Origin of the sequence: Streptomyces endophyticus, assembly GCF_035798155.1 — a bacterium.
In the GTDB taxonomy this organism is placed as follows: Bacteria; Actinomycetota; Actinomycetes; order Streptomycetales; family Streptomycetaceae; genus Streptomyces; species Streptomyces endophyticus.
Map to the genome: position 1 here is coordinate 1 of NZ_JAOZYC010000108.1, position 15,721 is coordinate 15,721.

Consider the following 15,721-nt stretch of genomic DNA (forward strand, 5'->3'; position numbering starts at 1 on the left):
GCGGGCATCGCGATCGCCTCCGCCGGGCCCGGCCGGGAGCTGGCGCTCGGCGCGATCGAGGAGGTGCTGCTCCTGGCCACCGGGTCCACCGCCGCCGCGGGCCGGGCCGCCGCGGCGCCGCACGATCCACGCATGCGACAGGCCGACGCGATCATCGCCGCGGACCCCGGCGGCCCGCACACGGTCCGCTCCCTCGCGCGCCAAGTCACCCTGTCGCCCTCACGGTTCGCGCACCTCTACGCCGAGCAGACCGGCCGTACGCCGATGCAGGCCGTGCGCGCCGCGCGCCTCGGCCACGCGCAGCGGCTCCTGGACGCCACCGACCTGGACATCGGCCAGGTCGCGCGGGCCTCGGGCTTCGCGAGCCCCTTCCACTTCAGCCGGGCCTTCCGGGAGCGCTTCGGGGTGCCGCCGAGCGGGTACCGGGCGGGCGCTTCGGTGACACTGCCCGAGTGAACCGGCCCGCCTCGCCGCCCCTCACACCGACGCCCCCGCCCGCAGCCCCTCCAGCACCGCCTCCTCCACCGACCGTGGACTCACGCAGTCGCCGATCGGCACAGCGCCCGGGTGGTCCGTGAGGTCCGTGACGGGGGTGTGGCCCTGGGCCAGGACGACGGCCGCGATGTCGTCGAGGACCACGGGCTCCTCCGTGAGGGTGTGCTGGAGGTAGGCCGTGTCGTTGTCGGCGCCGTAGAGGCGGACGTTGGGGACGACCTCGATCTTCGCGCGCACCGCCGCCGTGAGCATGGCCGCGCGCACGTACTGCTGCAGGTGCTCGCCCGCGGCGAAGCCCGTGACGCCCAGGGTCACACGGCGGCCCTGCTGGGCCAGGAGGAGTGCCACGCCCAGGCCGACCCAGTCGCCGCGCCAGTCCGCGACGAGGATGCGGCCGCGCGGGGTGCGGGCCCCCTGGATGACCTGCCAGGCGTCGAGGACGACCGGGTCGTCCAGGCGCTCCAGTTCGGGGCGCAGTGGTGTCGCGCCGGTCGCCAGGATCACCGCGTCGGGGGCGGCGTCGGCCAGGAGTGCGTGGTCGACGCGGGTGTCGGTGACGATGCGGGCCCCGGCACGCCGTGCCTCGCCCTCCAGGTTGGTGGCCGCTCCCCCGAACTCCGCCCGGCCGGGCAGTTCCTGGGCGAGCAGGACCTGGCCGCCGGGGCGTCGGCCGGCCTCGTACAGGGTCACGTCGTGTCCGCGCCCCGCCGCGACCGCCGCCGCCTTCAGGCCCGCCGGGCCGCCTCCGACGACCACGACGCGCTTGCGCCGGGTGATCAGCGGCAGGGTGCCGAAGCGCAACTCGCGACCGGTTTCCGGGTGTTGGATGCAGGAGATGGGGTGGCCCGACTGGAAGTGGCCGATGCAGGCCTGGTTGCAGCCGATGCAGGCGCGGATCTCCTCGGTGTCACCGCGTTCGGCCTTGCCGGGCATGCGGGGGTCGCAGATCAGGGCGCGGGTCATGGCGCAGGCGTCGGCCTGGCCCTTGGCGATGATGGTGTCCGCTTCCTGGGGCTGGTTGATGCGGCCCGCGACCATGACCGGCACGCCCACCACCTCCCGTACGCGGGCGGCCATCGGTGCGGTGTAGCCGGCCGCATGGGCCATGGGCGGCGCGATGTGCTGGGCTGCCGACAGTGTCGCCGAGCTCCCGGCGCACACGGACACGTAGTCGACGAGTCCTTCCGCGTCGAGCCGGGCGGCGACGTCGCACACCAGCTCCGGGGTGAGCCCGTCGTGGGCGAGTTCGTCGCCGGAGATGCGCAGGCCGATGACGAAGTCGTCGGCGGCGTGCCGGCGTGCGGCCGCGAGGGATTCGCGCAGGAAGCGCAGTCGGGCGTCCGCGCTGCCGCCGTAGCCGTCGGTGCGCTGGTTGACCTGCGGGTTGAGGAACTGGGCGGGCAAGTAGCCGTGGCTCGCGACGACTTCGACGCCGTCAAGGCCCGCGGCGCGCAACCGGCGTGCCGCCTCCCCGTAGCCCTCGATCACCTCGGTGATCTCCTCGCCGGTCATCGCGCGCGGCATCACATGGAAGCGCTCGCTGGGCACGGCCGAGGGTGCCCAGGCGACGGGTGCGCTGCCGTCGGGTGACTCCAGGATCTCGCGGCCCGGGTGGAAGATCTGGCCGAAGACGGTGGCGCCGTGCCGGTGCGCGGCCTCGGCGAGGCGGGCGTATCCCTCGACGCACGCGTCGTCGTCGGCCATGAGGACGTGTGAGGTGTAGTGCGCGCTCTCGTGCACGCCGCCGACCTGTACGACGATCAGGCCCACGCCGCCCTCGGCGCGCGCCGCGTGGTAGGCGACGAGCTCGTCGGTGACCTTGCCGTCGCGGACCAGGACGGTGTCGTGCCCGGATGACACGACACGGTTCTTCACCCGTACGCCTCCGATCCGCAGCGGGCTGAACAGATGCGGGAACTGCGACTGCGACTCCATGCGGCTTCTCCGTCCCGGCGCACCGCGGCGCGCTCCAACTACCTTGCTGTTACGCCCTGTTCACTGCTCACCGCGTCCGGACGCCGAACAGCGCGCGGGCCGTGCCGAGCAGCAGATCCGCGTACCGCTGCGGCGTCATGCCGCCCCCGGCCGCCACTGCCATGTCGCAGCCGTCGACCAGCGCGGCGACGGAGGCGATCACCGTATCCACGGGGAGCACGGGCACGAAGTACCCCTGGGCGACGCCGTCTTCGACGATGCCGGTCAGCAGCGCGAGCCACTCCTCGTGCACGGACCGCACCCCGTCGCGCAGCCCGGGGTGACGGGCGGCGCTCGCGCAGAACTCCGTCCATGTCGCACACCGGCGCTCCAACTCCGGGTCGCCGGTGAGGGCTTGGACGAGCAGCTCGAAGCGGTGCCACGGGTCCGGTTCGTCCGCCGCCGAGGCGCGCCAGCGGGCGATCAGCTGCTCGATGGACCACTCGAAGGCCTCACGGAACAGCTCGTCGCGCGTGTCGAAGTGATGTTGCAGCGCGCCGATGGAGACACCCGCGGCGCGGGCGACATCCCGCAACCGGGCGGCGTCCAGGCCGCGTTCGGCCAGCACGCGGGCCGCCGCCCGCAACACATCCTCACGGTCGACCACAGGCCCTCCCCGACGTTCACGAATATCACTGTGCCCCACACCTTGCCACAGAATAATAACGCATTATTGTGAGCTGCCGCACAGTCCTCGCCTCCCCAACTTCCCTCAGAGGTGGTCCTCTTGGACGGGCACAACGCTTCAGAGTCGCTGCGCAAGACGCTCACCTGGCGCGACGGTTTCGCGATCGCCCTCGTCATCCCGAACGGCCTGCTCCTGACGGTGGGCTACGCGATCGGCGCGATCGGAGCGTGGACGGCGATCGCCATCTGGGTGGGCGGCGCGCTCGTCGGCCTGCTGCAGAACATGCTGTTCTCCGAGACCGCCGCGATGTTCCCCGGCATGTCCGGTGGTGTCAGCCGGTACGCGATCGAGGGCTGGAAGCGCTACTTCGCCCCGCTGGGGGCCGTGGCCTCCTTCGGCTACTGGATCGGCTGGTCGTTCAGCATCGCCGTGAACGGCGCGGCCATCGGCACCCTCGTCACCACGCAGTGGCTGCCCGGCCTGCCGTCGTTCCCGCTGCTGGGCCACGAGGTCGGCGGCACCGAGATGATCGCGGTCCTCGCCATCGCCGCCGGCTGGGCCTGCAACTACTTCGGGGCGCGCCTGACCGCCGTCACCAGCAAGGTGGTCAGCGCGGTGGTCCTGTGCGGTCTGGTCGTGGTCGTCGCGGCTCCGCTCGTGCGCTCGGCGAGCTGGGACGTCGACCGGCTGACGTGGTTCCACGGCGGGTCCTGGATGACCATCGTGGTCTGGTACTACGTGACGTGCTGGACGACGTACGGGACGGAGATCTGCGCCTCCTTCGCGCCGGAGTACCGCGACACCGTGCGCGACACCGCCAAGGCGCTGCGCGCCACCTCGCTCGTGTCCCTGGGGCTGTTCCTCGTCGTGCCGCTCGCGATGACGGGGTCGGTCGGCGAGAAGGCCATCGCGGCCGACCCGGTGGGCGCCTTCGCGCTCGCCTTCGAGAAGGCGCTGGGTGGCATGGCCCCTCTCGGGGTGGGCATTCTCGTGGTCTCGATGTTCCTGGGCATGGTCGCCACGACGGCCGACGGCGGGCGCGCGCTGTACGGGCTCGCCCGCGAGGGCATGACGCTGCGCCAGTTGGACCGGCTCAACCGCTGGGGCGTGCCCGGTCGCGCGCTCACGCTGGACGCCGTGGTCAACGCCGCGATCGTGCTGCTGCTCGGCGAGCCCCTGAGCATCCTGCTGGCCAGCAACTTCGGCTATCTGACGGCCGTCACGCTCGCCATCGCCGCGTTCCTGCTGCTGCGCCGCGACCGCCCGAACTGGACCCGGCCGATCCGCCGGCGGCGTGCCTGGATCCCCGTGGCGTGGGGGCTGCTCGCTCTGAACGTCTTCGTGGTCGCCATCGGTGTGACACATCCCTCGCTCGCGGGGTACGGCGGGATCGGGGACACGCTGGTCGGTGTCGCCATCCTCCTCATCTCCGTGGGTCTGTACGGGTATCGCTGCCTGGTGCAGGACCGTCGCCCCATCGCCTGGCGCATCGAGACGCCGGACATGCCGGTGTCGCGCACAGACGAACCGATTCGCACCAAGTGACCCGACACATCACACATGCCGGGTCGGGTAACTCACAGTAGGACGGGGCGAGTTGTGCGCGGCGCGCACCGGGCGGGCACACGGCGACCACAGCGCCTACGATGTTCGGCCGTGCCCCGCACCCGATTGTGAAGGACCCGCATGGCGCCCCCGCCCCGAGGCCCCGCCGGAAAGCGGCGCAAGCCGCGCACCTCGCCCGCCGCGTGGCTGTCCGCGCGCGCGTCCGGCGGCAGGGAGCGTACGCGAGGCGCCCTGGCCGGCCGCCGCACCGGTGCGTTCGTGGCCGGTGGCGCGGTACTGGTCGCGGCCACGGTGGGCGGCGTCCTGCTGGCCACGGGCGGCGACGAACCGGCGTCGCTGACCGCCCGCTACCAGGGCACGGCCACCTCGCAGAGCGCCTTCACCGGCCGCTACGTGATCCACAACGGCAGCGAATCCGCGTCCTCCGACTGGAAGTTGTCCTTCACGCTGCCGAAGAACGCAACCCTCTCCTCGCTGTCGCACGCCCACTACGCGGTGCAGGGCCGGCATGTGACCGCCGAGGCCCGCCGGGGCGACGCCCCGCTCGCCGCCGGGGAGTCGGTCACCCTCACCCTCAAGGCCCGCTCGACGTCCGGCGCGCGCCCCACCGACTGCTCCGTCGACGGCGCCCCGTGCACGATCGGCGCGATCCCCGCTCCGAGCCCCGGCAAGGACACCCCGCCGCCGAAGAAGCACACACCAAAGCCGAAACCGACACACTCCACGGCCCCGCCGAGGCCGGTCTCGTTCGCCCCGTACGTCGACACCTCCCTCTCCCCCGCCTTCGACCTGACGCGGGCCGCCCACCGTACGGGCGTGAAGAACTACACCCTCGCCTTCGTGAAGCCCAAGGGCGACTGCACCCCGCAGTGGGGCAAGTCGACGCTCGACAGCGACCCGGTCGCCGCCAGGATCGGGGCACTGCGCTCCGCGGGCGGCGACGTACGTGTCTCCTTCGGCGGGCAGAGCGGCAACGAACTCGCCCGCACCTGCACGTCGGCGTCACGACTCACCTCCGCGTACGAGCAGGTCATCGACCGCTACAAGCTGACCAAGGTCGACTTCGACATCGAGGGCGACGCGTTGACCGACCGCGCGAGCGTGGACCGGCGCAACCGGGTCGTCGCGGCGCTGCAGCGCCAACACCCCGGCCTGGACGTGTCGTTCACGCTGCCGGCACTGCCCCGCGGCATCACCGCCGACGGCCTCACCCTGCTGCGCAACGCCAAGAAGCATGGCGTCGACATCGGCTCCGTCAACGCCATGGCCATGAACTTCGGCTCCTCCCCCGCGCCCCACCCGCGCGGCCGGATGGGCAAGTACGCCATCGACACCGCCGAGTCCACCCATGCCCAGCTGAAGGCCATCATCGGCGGCTCGGACAGCGCGGTGTGGAACCGCGTCGCCGTCACCCCGATGATCGGTGTCAACGACATCGACGAAGAGGTCTTCACGCTCTCCGACGCCGCCGAGCTCGGCACGTTCGCCAAGTCCAAGGGCATGGCCTGGCTCTCCCTGTGGTCGGCGACCCGCGACCGGGCGTGCCCCGACGGCCCGGGCGGCCCGGCGGCGGCGACGTGCAGCGGGGTGGGCCAGTCGGCCGACGGGTTCATGAAGGCGTTCACGGCACACACTCGCTGACGAAGCCGCCGCTCGCTCTCGGTCCGGCGGCTCGCGCGCTGTCGACCGGGGCGTACCCGCCCGAAGTCGCCCTACTTGATGGACCCCCCGGTGATCCCCGCGGCGATGTACTTCTGGGCGAGGACGAGCAGCACGGCGGCCGGGATCGCCGACAGGACGGACGCGGCCATGACGGAGCCCCAGTCGCCGACGTGCGCGCCGATGTACTGGTAGATGCCGAGCGTGACGGGCTTGACCTCGTCGGTGGTGTTCAGCGTGAGCGCGAACATGAAGTCGCTCCACGCGTACAGGAAGGAGAAGAGGCCGGCCGTGATCAGGGAGTTGCGGCTCATCGGCAGCACGACCTGGACGAAGGTGCGCAGCTTGCCCGCGCCGTCGGCCTCGGCCGCCTCGATGACCTCCTTCGGGATCGACACCATGAAGGAGCGCATGAGGACGATGGCGAAAGGGATGCCGAGCGAGGCGTCGGCGAGCATCAGGCCGAAGTAGGAGTTGACCAGGCCGAGATCGACGTACGCGCTGTACAGGGCGTTGGCGATGACGATGCCCGGCACCATCTGCGTGATGAGGGTGCCGAAGACGATGGTGCGGCTGCCGCGCAGCCGGAACTGGGCGAGCCCGTACGCGGCGGGCGCGGCGACGGCCAGGCAGATGGCGACGGCGCCGAGCGCGACCGCGAGCGAGGTGAGCAGGTGGCCGCCCTGCTCGCTGATCGCGGAGGTGAAGCCGGACAGGTCCAACGAGTCCGGCACGGGCGAGACTTCGAGCAGACCCGACTCCGGCTGCAGCGCCGTGTTGATCATCCAGTACAGCGGGAACAGCATCACGCCGAGGATGACGATCCCGGCGACGGTGGCGCCCCAGCGGCGCCCGGACGTGGTGGTGGCGTCGGCCATGCCGGTCACTTCCCCTCGGAGCGGTTGGCCCGCAGGTAGAACACCGCGAAGACGGCGGAGATGAGGATGAGGACGTTGCCGACGACGGCGCCCGCGCCGAAGTCGAGCTGGACGAAGGAGTTCTGGTACGTGAGGGTGCCGAGCGTCTGGGTGGAGTCCGCGGGGCCGCCGTCGGTGAGGGCGAGGATCAGGTCGAGGATCTTGACCGTCGACATGAAGCCCAGGACGAGCACGACCGTGATGACGGGCTTGAGCAGCGGCAGTGTGATCGAGCGGAAGGTGCGCCAGGCGGACGCGCCGTCCAGGGAGGACGCCTCGTACAGCTCCTTGGGGATCTCCTGGAGTCCGCCGTAGAGGATCACCATGTTGAACGGGATGCCGATCCAGATGTTCACCATGATCACGGAGAACAGGGCCATGCCGGGGCTGGTCAGCCAGGGGGTGTGGCCTCCGAGTCCGATCACTTCGGCGAAGGAGTTGAGGACGCCCGTGTCCTGGTCGAGGATGCGGCGCCACACGATGCCCGAGACGACCATGGGGACAAGCCAGGGCAGCAGGATCAGCGAGCGCAGGAACCCGTTCAGCGGGAACCGCTTGGTGAAGAAGGCGGCGAGGGCCAGGCCGATGCCGAACTGGCCGATCAGCGAGCCGATCGTGAAGACGATGGTGTGCCACAGCGCCTTGCCGAAGAGGTCGTCGTGGAAGACCTTGCTCCAGTTGTCGGCACCGTTGAAGGGGGACTTGCCGTCGAAGAACGTGGACGGCGAGAAGTCCTGGAAGCTCATCACGACGTTGCGGACGAGCGGGTAGCCGAAGAACAGCAGCATGAAGACGACGGCGGGGGCGATGAATCCCCACTGGCCCAGTCTGCGGCGGCGGCGCGCGCGTGCCGGGTCGGTCCTCTTCTGAACTGCCGTGCGCTGGACGGCGGGTGCGGTGGCCGTGGTGGTCGACATGGTGGTGAGTCCCCCTCAGTTCCCGCTCGTGGCGCGGCTCTGCGCCTTCTTCAGCGCGGCCTCGCTGGACTGCCCGGTCAGCGCCGACTGGAAGGCGCTCTGGAGGGCGAGCGACACGGACGACCAGCGCGCTCCGACCTTCGCGGTGCGGGAGCGGGCGGTGGCCACCTGGTCGGCGAGCGCGTCGAGTTCGGGCACTTCCTTGCGCCAGGTCGCGGCGGCCTTCTCGTTGGCCGGGACCATCCAGCTGTTGCGGGCGTAGGTGATCTGCTCGCGCTCGGAGGACATACATCGGATGATCTTTGCCGCGGTCTTCTGGCGCCCGGTGTCCTCGGTCTTGGGGACGGTGAGGACGGCGCCGCCGAGTGGGCCGACGGATGCGTCGCCCGTGTTCGGGACCGGGATCTGGGCGATGCCCCAGTGCAGGTTCTTCTTGGTGTTCAGCGTCTCCACCTGCCACGGGCCGTTGATCATCATCGCGGCGTTGCCTGCCATGAACTGGTCGTTGACGTCGGCCTGCGTCCAGTTGACGGTCGACCTGGACAGCGAGCGGTCCTTGATGAGGCCCTTCCAGTAGTCGAGGGCGCCCGCGACCTTCGGCCCGGCGAGGTCCGTCTCGTCGCCGCCGTTGGACCACATGAACGGCGCGAACTGGAAGACACCGTCCTCCGCGCCGCCCGCGCTCAGCGCGATGCCGTACTGGCTGCCCCGGGTGAGCTTCTTGGCGCTCTGCCGCATCTCGTCCCAGGTGGTGGGTACGTCGAGCCCGGCCTTCTTCAGGATGTCCTTGTTGTAGAAGAGGGCGAGGGTGTTCACCGTGCGTGCGGCCCCGTAGTACGTCCCCTTGTACGAGCCGAAGTCGACGATGCCCTTCGGGATGTCCTTCGTGGACAGGTCCAGGGAGCGCAGGTCGACCAGGCCGCCCGCCTCCGCGAACGTCGGCATCTCGGAGGCGTCGAACTGGATGACGTCGGGGAGCGACTTCGACGAGGCCATGCGCAGCGACTTCTGCATGACCTGTGCGGCGGGCACGCTCTGCTGCTCGATGGTGAGGCCCAGCTCTGCGCTGCAGCGCTTCAGCGTGGCGGCGTCCCAGCCGTGGTAGGAGGCGTCGGTCGAGGAGTTGAGAACGGTGAAGACACCGGGGTCGCGTCCCGCGCCGCAGCCGGTGAGCGCCGCACCGGCGACGAGTGCGGAACAGGCGGTGAGTGCCGCGGTGGTGCTTCGGCCGCGGCGGCCGCGCCGGGGGCGCGGCACGTCCGGTGGAAGTGCTGCTGTCACGGTGGATACCCAAGCCTTGAAGGGGTGGCCGGCCCCGGCGGAACTCCCGTGTCCCGGCGAGGTGTTCGCATCGCGCGCTGCGGCTCCGGCCCGCGCCGCACGCGCAGAGCGCGTTTTTGTTTTCCGCCATGACTAATACGTCATCAAGCGCTTCGACACCAGACCTTGCGGCCGACTTCATTACTCGTGCACAGCCTGCTACACCACGCTGTGATCGAATCGAAGCGCTTCGATGATTCCGGGTCTCGACCTCTTGATCTTTCGATGCGCGTGAGCTCAAATGCGGTGTAGAGGCGCCTTGCCCCCGCACATTGCCCACCCCGAGGAAGATGATGAAGTTCACCGACGGCTTCTGGCTGATGCGCGACGGGGTCGAGGCCTCGTACGCCACCGAGGTCCGTGACGTCCGCGTCGACGCCGACCGCTTCACCGCGTTCGCGGCGGCCCAGCGGATCGAGCGGCGCGGCGACACCCTCAACTCCCCCTTGCTGACCGTCGATTGCTTCACCCCCGCCGAGGGCGTCATCGGGGTCCGCGTCACCCACCACGCGGGAAAGCGGCGCCTGGGTCCCGACTTCCTGCTGCCCGGAGAGGACGCCGGCACGGGTGCGGTGCGCCGCGACGGCACCCGGGTCGAACTGTCCAGCGGGCCGCTGTCCGTGTGCCTCGACGAGGCGGCGCCCTGGCAGTTGTCCTTCCGTGATGCCGACGGCCGCGAGGTCACTTCCTCGGGCCGCAAGGGCACCGCCTTCTTCCACACGGGCGACGGGGCGCACCACATGGCCGCGCAGCTGTCACTCGGCGTCGGCGAGCAGGTCTACGGCCTCGGCGAGCGCTTCACCCCGTTCGTCAGGAACGGCCAGGTCGTCGACATGTGGCAGGCCGACGGCGGCACGAGCAGCGAACAGGCCTACAAGAACGTCCCGTTCAGCCTGCACGTCTCCCCCGCGGGCGCCTACGGCGTGTTCGTCGCGCACCCGGGAAGGGTCAGTTACGAGATCGGCTCCGAGTCGGTCGGCCAGATGCAGTTCAGCGTCGAGGACCAGTCGGTCGAGTACTACGTCGTCGCCGGCCCCACCCCCAAGGACGTGCTGCGCCGCTACACCGCGCTCACCGGCCGCCCGGCGCTGCCGCCCGCGTGGTCCTTCGGCCTGTGGCTGACGACGTCGTTCACCACCCAGTACGACGAGGAGACGGTGACGTCGTTCGTCGACGGGATGGCGGAGCGCGACATCCCGCTGAGCGTCTTCCACTTCGACTGTTTCTGGATGCGCGAGTACCAGTGGTCGGACTTCGAGTGGGACCCGGCGGTCTTCCCCGATCCGGAGGGCATGCTGGCCCGCCTCAAGGAACGCGGCCTGCGCGTCTCCGTGTGGATCAACCCGTACATCGCCCAGAAGTCGGCGCTGTTCGAAGAGGCCGCCGCGCAGGGCTACTTGGTGAAGCGGGCCAACGGCGACATCTGGCAGTGGGACCTGTGGCAGGCGGGCATGGCGCTCGTGGACTTCACGAACCCGGAGGCCTGCGCCTGGTTCCGCGCGAAGCTCAAGGTGCTGCTCGACCAGGGTGTCGACTGCTTCAAGACGGACTTCGGCGAGCGCATCCCCACCGACGTCGTCTGGCACGACGGCTCCGACCCGGAGCGCATGCACAACTACTACACGCACCTGTACAACCAGGTCGTCTTCGACCTGCTGGAGAAGGAGCGCGGCCGCGGCGAGTCCGTCCTCTTCGCCCGTTCGGCAACGGCGGGCGGGCAGCAGTTTCCTGTGCACTGGGGCGGCGACTGCTTCTCCTCGTTCGGCGCGATGGCGGAGTCGCTGCGCGGCGGCCTGTCCCTCTCCCTGTCCGGCTTCGGCTTCTGGTCCCACGACATCGGCGGCTTCGAGGGCACCCCCGACGCGGCGGTCTTCAAGCGCTGGCTGGCCTTCGGTCTCCTCTCCTCCCACAGCCGCCTGCACGGCTCGTCCTCGTACCGGGTGCCGTGGGAGTTCGGCGACGAAGCGGTCAACGTGGCGAGGAGCTTCACCCGCCTCAAGCACCGTCTGATGCCGTATCTGTACGGTGCCGCGGCCGAGGCGCACACGACGGGCGTGCCGCTGATGCGCCCGATGCTGCTCGACTTCCCCGACGACCCCACGGCGCGCGCCCTCGACCGCCAGTACATGCTCGGCCCCGACCTCCTGGTGGCGCCGGTGTTCTCCGCGGACGGCGACGTCGAGTTCTACGTCCCCGAGGGCACGTGGACCCATCTCCTCACCGGCGAGCGGGTCGAGGGCCCGGCCTGGCGGCGCGAACGGCACGGCTTCGACAGCCTGCCGCTGTACGTACGTCCTGGCGCGGTCCTGCCGATGGGCGCGGACGCCTCACGCCCGGACGGCGACTGGCTCACGGGGCTCACGCTGCTGGCCACCCCGGACGCGCAGGATGTGACGGTGACGGTGCCCGATCTGCACGGAGGCGTGGCCGCGACGTACCGGGTGGTGCGGGACGGCGCGCGCGGGGAGGCGACGGTCGCGGAGGGGCACGGTGGCGGCGAGGTGACGGTGCGGAACCTCTGACGCCCGGCGGGGGCCTGCCTAGGGCCTGTCGTCAAACTCCCGTCGTCGCCCGAAGGGCGGCGCCGCGGCGTCTGGTGCGTGCGATCGCAAGGCGCCGGAAGGTTCTAGTAGCGGAGCTACTCGGACTTTTCGGCAACGCCGCGAGCGTGCGTGCCAGACGTCGCGGCGCAGACGGGAGTTTGACGACAGGCCCTAGTGCAGCGCCAGGAACGGTGCCGACGCCAGGAGGAAGGCCACCATGGCGTACTTCAGGCGTCGGGCCGGGAGGGCGTGGGCGATGCGCCAGCCGATGAGTACGCCGGCCAGCTCCGGGATGCCCACCAGGGCCGCGAGCCGCCAGTCGACGGATCCGTGCAGCACATACGCCACCGTGCCCACGCTCGCGATCACGATCGACTGGGCCTGGGCCGCGGCCAGCGACGACAGGACCGGCAGCCCGGCCACCACGAGCAGTGGCACGCTCAGCATGGGGCCGCCGAGCCCGAAGAGGCCCGCCACGACCGCGACCACGAAGCCGATCAGGACGGTGCGGCCCAGCGGGATGTGCGCGCGCTCGGCGCCGTCCGGTGCGCGCCGGTCGCGCACCCACACCAGGATGCCGGTCACGACGACCGCGCAGGCCAGCAGGATCCCGAAGCCGCGTCCCGCGACCAGGGTGTTGCACAGCACGCCCAGCGGCGCTCCCACGAGGGCGACGCCCGCGAGTGCGGCGGCGCAGCGCCGGGTTCCGGGGTCGCGGAGCTGGCCCGAGCGCGCGTACGCCGCCGTGCCGAGCAGGCCCGTGGCGACGTGGGTGACGATCGCGGTGCCCGCCACGCCCGCGGGCGTGAGGCCCGAGAACAGGAACAGGCCGATCGTGGGCAGCACTCCGCCGGGTCCGATGGCGGTGATCCCGATGCCGCCGAGCAGCCCGGCCACCGCCAGGAGGACGAGGTGTGTCGTGTCCAGATTCATGTTCGCTCCCGCCGGCGCTGCCGGTCTCTTGGTCGTTCGCTTCGCATGTACCGCTCCTTCAGTCCCTCGGCAGGACGGCCCGCAGGGCGAACCGGTCCGCGCGCACCCGCAGTGACTCGGCGTCGACCGGGCGGCCGTCCGCGAGCCGGGTCAGCCGGTCGATGGTGAAGAGCGCGGCGCCCTCCGCCACGTCCAGCAGGCGCGCGGTGTCCGGGTCCGCGGTGACGGCGTGCACGGTCACCTCGGCGCTGCCGAGCCGCGTACCGCTGGTCTCCTCGATGAGCGCGAACAGATCGCGGCCCGCGAGGTGGCGGTCGAGCAGCGGGCGGCCGATGTCGGGGGCGAGCCAGGTCGAGTCCAGGGAGAGCGGCTCCGCGTCGAGGGATCTCAGGCGCTCGATGTAGACCGCCTCGGAGCGCTCAGGGAGGCCGAGGCGCTGGGTGATCGCGGGTGGGGCGTGCGGCACGACACGTGCCTCGCGCACCTCGTTGGTGACCGTGCCGTACGCCGTCAACTCCTCGGCGAGACCGACCAGTCGGGCGAGGCCGTGCCCGGCCTTCTGCCCGGTCACCAGGGTGCCGATGCCGCGCCGCCGGGTGACGACACCCTCGTCCCGCAGCATGTTCAGCGCCTCACGTACGACGTTGCGGGTGGCGCCGAGGGACCGGCCGAGGGTGCGCTCGTCCGGCAGCACCTCCTCGTACGCGCCGTCGACGATGCGCTGGCGCAGCACGTCGGCGACGCGGCGTGCCCGGTCGGCCCGCGATCCGTCACGGTCTTCCATGCCCGTCCCTTCTCCGTGGTGCATGTGACGGCAGACCGTACGCCCTGTGATGTTTCGCGGGTGTTACGCCACCCCGTCCGACCTGCACAAACGCCTGACCTGCAAGGGAGCGGCAGCCCTCGGCGGCAACGCCGGTCGCCGGCGTCACACCCACCACGCGCCCGCCGGCCCGGCCACCGCCGCGCACACCGGGCGGCCCCGCACCGCGCCGACGCATCAACTCCCGCATGGAATACCCTGGTTGACGCATGATCCACGGCGACCCATCGACCTTTCGGAGCGACTCGTGCCCCAGGACCGTCCGCTGATCGACAGCGAAGCACCGCACTCGGCCCGCATCTGGAACTACTGGCTCGGCGGCAAGGACTGCTACGAGGTCGACCGCCAGGTCGGCGACGCCATTCAGCAGGTCAACGCGGAGATCGTGCACGTGGCCCGGGCCCAGCGCGCCTTCCTCGCCCGTACCGTCTCCCACCTCGTACGGGACGTGGGCATCGACCAGTTCCTCGACATCGGCACCGGACTGCCCACCATCGACAACACCCACGACGTGGCGCAGCGCCACGACCCGACGGCGCGCATCGTGTACGTCGACCACGACCCGGTCGTGCTGCGGCACGCGGAGGCCCTGCTGACCAGCACTCCGCAGGGAGCCACCGACTACATCGAGGCCGATCTGACCGACCCCGCCGACATCCTCCGGCAGGCCGCGGACACGCTGGACTTCAGCCGTCCCGTCGCCCTGATGCTGCTCGGGGTCGTCGCCCATGTCACCGACGACCGCGCCTACACGATCGTCGAGGAGCTCAAGAGCGCGCTGCCCGGCGGCAGTCACCTGGTCCTGTGCGACAGCACCGAGGTGTACCACCCCGAGGCCACCCGTGCGATGGTCGAGCAGTGGAACAGCACGAGTGACAACCCGCGGACCAATCGCACGCCCGAGCAGATCGGCCGCTTCTTCGAGGGACTTGAGCTGGTCGAACCGGGTCTGACCTCGGTTTCTCAGTGGCGCCCCGAGAGTGACGCGGGCGAACTCCCGGACCCCGTCAGCAGCTTCGGTGGCATCGGGCGCAAGCCCTAGTCGGCGTCAACACGCCAACTCCCGTACCGTAAAAGGAGACCGATCTGTGCTGACGTGCCACGCAATGGGCACCCGGGTGAGTAGCATCCGGCCCTACAGCACACACGTACACACCGACGGATCACTCCTTGCCACGAAAGCGAGCCACCATGTCGGACACCACGCCCCGGACCGAACTCAAGTCCCGTTACGCGGACCGGATCCAGGACGACATCGCGCACAACGAGAGCGAACTGAAGCGGATCAGCGAGGAAATCTCCTCTCTGCAGGCCGAGTTGGGCACCCTCGAGGAGAACCGCACGCTGCTGGAGAGCATGCTGAAGTCCCTCGGCAGCGGCGGCGTCCTGCCGCCCCTCCCGGCGCCTGCCGCCGAGAAGACGGCCGGCAAGGCGGCGGGCAAGGTTCCGCGCCAGAAGGCACGGGACACGACGGCCGCGAAGCCCGCGCAGGCCAAGAAGACCCGCGAGACGCCCGCCGCCCCCGCGAAGGCGGCCAAGTCCGCGAAGCCCGCCAAGGCCGCGGCAGCCACCAAGCCCGCCGCCCCCGCCGCCGAGAAGACCGAGCCGCAGGGCTCCACGCTGGTCGAGCTCATCGTGTCCCAGCTGGGCTCCGAGACCAGCCCGCGCTCGGCCGCCGAGATCACCTCGACGCTGCAAAAGACGCACCCCAAGCGGGAGTTCAGCACCAAGGTCGTCCGCAACACGCTGGAGGCCCTGGTCGCCAAGGCCCGCGCCGAGCGCACCCGGCAGCAGCGCTCGGTGTTCTACGTCGCCCTGCCCGGTACCGGCACGCCCGCGAAGGCAGCCGCGGACACCAAGACCGGGGCTGACAAGGCGGTGGACAGCAAGGCGGGAGCCAAGGACGGCGCCGCGTGACACCCCGCCCGGCACCTGCGCGATGAGTT

At 70.8% G+C, this 15,721-nt stretch carries 13 protein-coding genes; 6 read left to right on the plus strand and 7 right to left on the minus strand.

Annotated features, from left to right (window positions below):
• Window positions 1-456 (plus strand): AraC family transcriptional regulator (locus OKJ99_RS16140; RefSeq protein ID WP_326016913.1); only part of this gene is annotated, 456 nt, incomplete at its 5' end.
• A 21-nt stretch (window positions 457-477) separates the two neighbouring features.
• Here OKJ99_RS16140 and OKJ99_RS16145 read toward each other — a convergent pair.
• Both OKJ99_RS16145 and OKJ99_RS16150 read right to left on the minus strand, forming a co-directional pair.
• Window positions 478-2,430 (minus strand): oxidoreductase, encoded by a 1,953-nt coding sequence (locus OKJ99_RS16145; protein ID WP_326016914.1) that lies wholly within the window; start codon window positions 2,428-2,430, stop codon window positions 478-480.
• A 67-nt stretch (window positions 2,431-2,497) separates the two neighbouring features.
• Window positions 2,498-3,076, minus strand: a complete 579-nt coding sequence (locus OKJ99_RS16150) for a TetR/AcrR family transcriptional regulator (protein ID WP_326016915.1) — start codon at window positions 3,074-3,076, stop codon at window positions 2,498-2,500.
• A gap of 120 nt (window positions 3,077-3,196) precedes the next feature.
• On the opposite strand from OKJ99_RS16150, the gene OKJ99_RS16155 reads away from it, so the two are divergent.
• Together OKJ99_RS16155 and OKJ99_RS16160 are read left to right on the plus strand one after the other, a co-directional pair.
• Window positions 3,197-4,642 (plus strand): APC family permease, encoded by a 1,446-nt coding sequence (locus OKJ99_RS16155; protein WP_326016916.1) that lies wholly within the window; start codon window positions 3,197-3,199, stop codon window positions 4,640-4,642.
• A 141-nt stretch (window positions 4,643-4,783) separates the two neighbouring features.
• On the plus strand, window positions 4,784-6,304 hold the full coding sequence (locus OKJ99_RS16160) for a cellulose binding domain-containing protein (protein ID WP_326016917.1): 1,521 nt from the start codon (window positions 4,784-4,786) through the stop codon (window positions 6,302-6,304).
• 71 nt (window positions 6,305-6,375) lie between these two features.
• Here the strand turns inward: OKJ99_RS16160 and OKJ99_RS16165 are convergent, their stop codons facing one another.
• The 3 genes from OKJ99_RS16165 to OKJ99_RS16175 are packed head-to-tail and all read right to left on the minus strand — an operon-like array spanning window position 6,376 to window position 9,413.
• A complete protein-coding gene (locus tag OKJ99_RS16165) occupies window positions 6,376-7,200 on the minus strand; it encodes a carbohydrate ABC transporter permease (protein WP_326016918.1) in 825 nt (274 codons plus the stop codon).
• Between the two features lie 5 nt (window positions 7,201-7,205).
• Window positions 7,206-8,156, minus strand: a complete 951-nt coding sequence (locus OKJ99_RS16170; protein WP_326016919.1) for a carbohydrate ABC transporter permease — start codon at window positions 8,154-8,156, stop codon at window positions 7,206-7,208.
• 15 nt (window positions 8,157-8,171) lie between these two features.
• Window positions 8,172-9,413 carry an ABC transporter substrate-binding protein gene (locus tag OKJ99_RS16175; protein ID WP_326017025.1) on the minus strand — a complete coding sequence of 414 codons (1,242 nt, stop codon included), beginning with the start codon at window positions 9,411-9,413 and terminating at the stop codon, window positions 8,172-8,174.
• A 356-nt stretch (window positions 9,414-9,769) separates the two neighbouring features.
• Here OKJ99_RS16175 and yicI point away from each other — a divergent pair, with 356 nt between their 5' ends.
• On the plus strand, window positions 9,770-11,998 hold the full coding sequence (gene yicI / locus OKJ99_RS16180; RefSeq protein ID WP_326016920.1) for an alpha-xylosidase: 2,229 nt from the start codon (window positions 9,770-9,772) through the stop codon (window positions 11,996-11,998).
• A gap of 192 nt (window positions 11,999-12,190) precedes the next feature.
• On the opposite strand, the gene OKJ99_RS16185 is transcribed toward yicI, so the two are convergent.
• Both OKJ99_RS16185 and OKJ99_RS16190 read right to left on the minus strand, forming a co-directional pair.
• Entirely contained in the window at window positions 12,191-12,952 is a 762-nt protein-coding gene (locus OKJ99_RS16185) for a sulfite exporter TauE/SafE family protein (RefSeq protein WP_326016921.1), read from the minus strand.
• A 58-nt stretch (window positions 12,953-13,010) separates the two neighbouring features.
• Window positions 13,011-13,736: a GntR family transcriptional regulator gene (locus OKJ99_RS16190; protein ID WP_326016922.1), complete on the minus strand. Its 726-nt coding sequence runs from the start codon at window positions 13,734-13,736 to the stop codon at window positions 13,011-13,013.
• A gap of 286 nt (window positions 13,737-14,022) precedes the next feature.
• On the opposite strand from OKJ99_RS16190, the gene OKJ99_RS16195 reads away from it, so the two are divergent.
• Window positions 14,023-14,817, plus strand: a complete 795-nt coding sequence (locus tag OKJ99_RS16195; protein ID WP_326016923.1) for an SAM-dependent methyltransferase — start codon at window positions 14,023-14,025, stop codon at window positions 14,815-14,817.
• Between the two features lie 149 nt (window positions 14,818-14,966).
• Complete coding sequence (locus OKJ99_RS16200) at window positions 14,967-15,692, plus strand: hypothetical protein (RefSeq protein WP_326016924.1); 726 nt, start codon at window positions 14,967-14,969, stop codon at window positions 15,690-15,692.
• The last annotated feature ends 29 nt before the right edge of the window (window positions 15,693-15,721 follow it).

Excerpts from the sequence above, each read along its gene's own strand:
- OKJ99_RS16145 (WP_326016914.1), bottom strand. The coding sequence starts at position 2,430 with ATGGAGTCGCAGTCGCAGTTCCCGCATCTGTTCAGCCCGCTGCGGATC.
- OKJ99_RS16160 (WP_326016917.1), top strand. The coding sequence starts at position 4,784 with ATGGCGCCCCCGCCCCGAGGCCCCGCCGGAAAGCGGCGCAAGCCGCGC.
- OKJ99_RS16165 (WP_326016918.1), bottom strand. The coding sequence starts at position 7,200 with ATGGCCGACGCCACCACCACGTCCGGGCGCCGCTGGGGCGCCACCGTC.
- OKJ99_RS16170 (WP_326016919.1), bottom strand. The coding sequence starts at position 8,156 with ATGTCGACCACCACGGCCACCGCACCCGCCGTCCAGCGCACGGCAGTT.
- yicI (WP_326016920.1), top strand. The coding sequence starts at position 9,770 with ATGAAGTTCACCGACGGCTTCTGGCTGATGCGCGACGGGGTCGAGGCC.
- OKJ99_RS16185 (WP_326016921.1), bottom strand. The coding sequence starts at position 12,952 with ATGAATCTGGACACGACACACCTCGTCCTCCTGGCGGTGGCCGGGCTG.
- OKJ99_RS16190 (WP_326016922.1), bottom strand. The coding sequence starts at position 13,736 with ATGGAAGACCGTGACGGATCGCGGGCCGACCGGGCACGCCGCGTCGCC.
- OKJ99_RS16200 (WP_326016924.1), top strand. The coding sequence starts at position 14,967 with ATGTCGGACACCACGCCCCGGACCGAACTCAAGTCCCGTTACGCGGAC.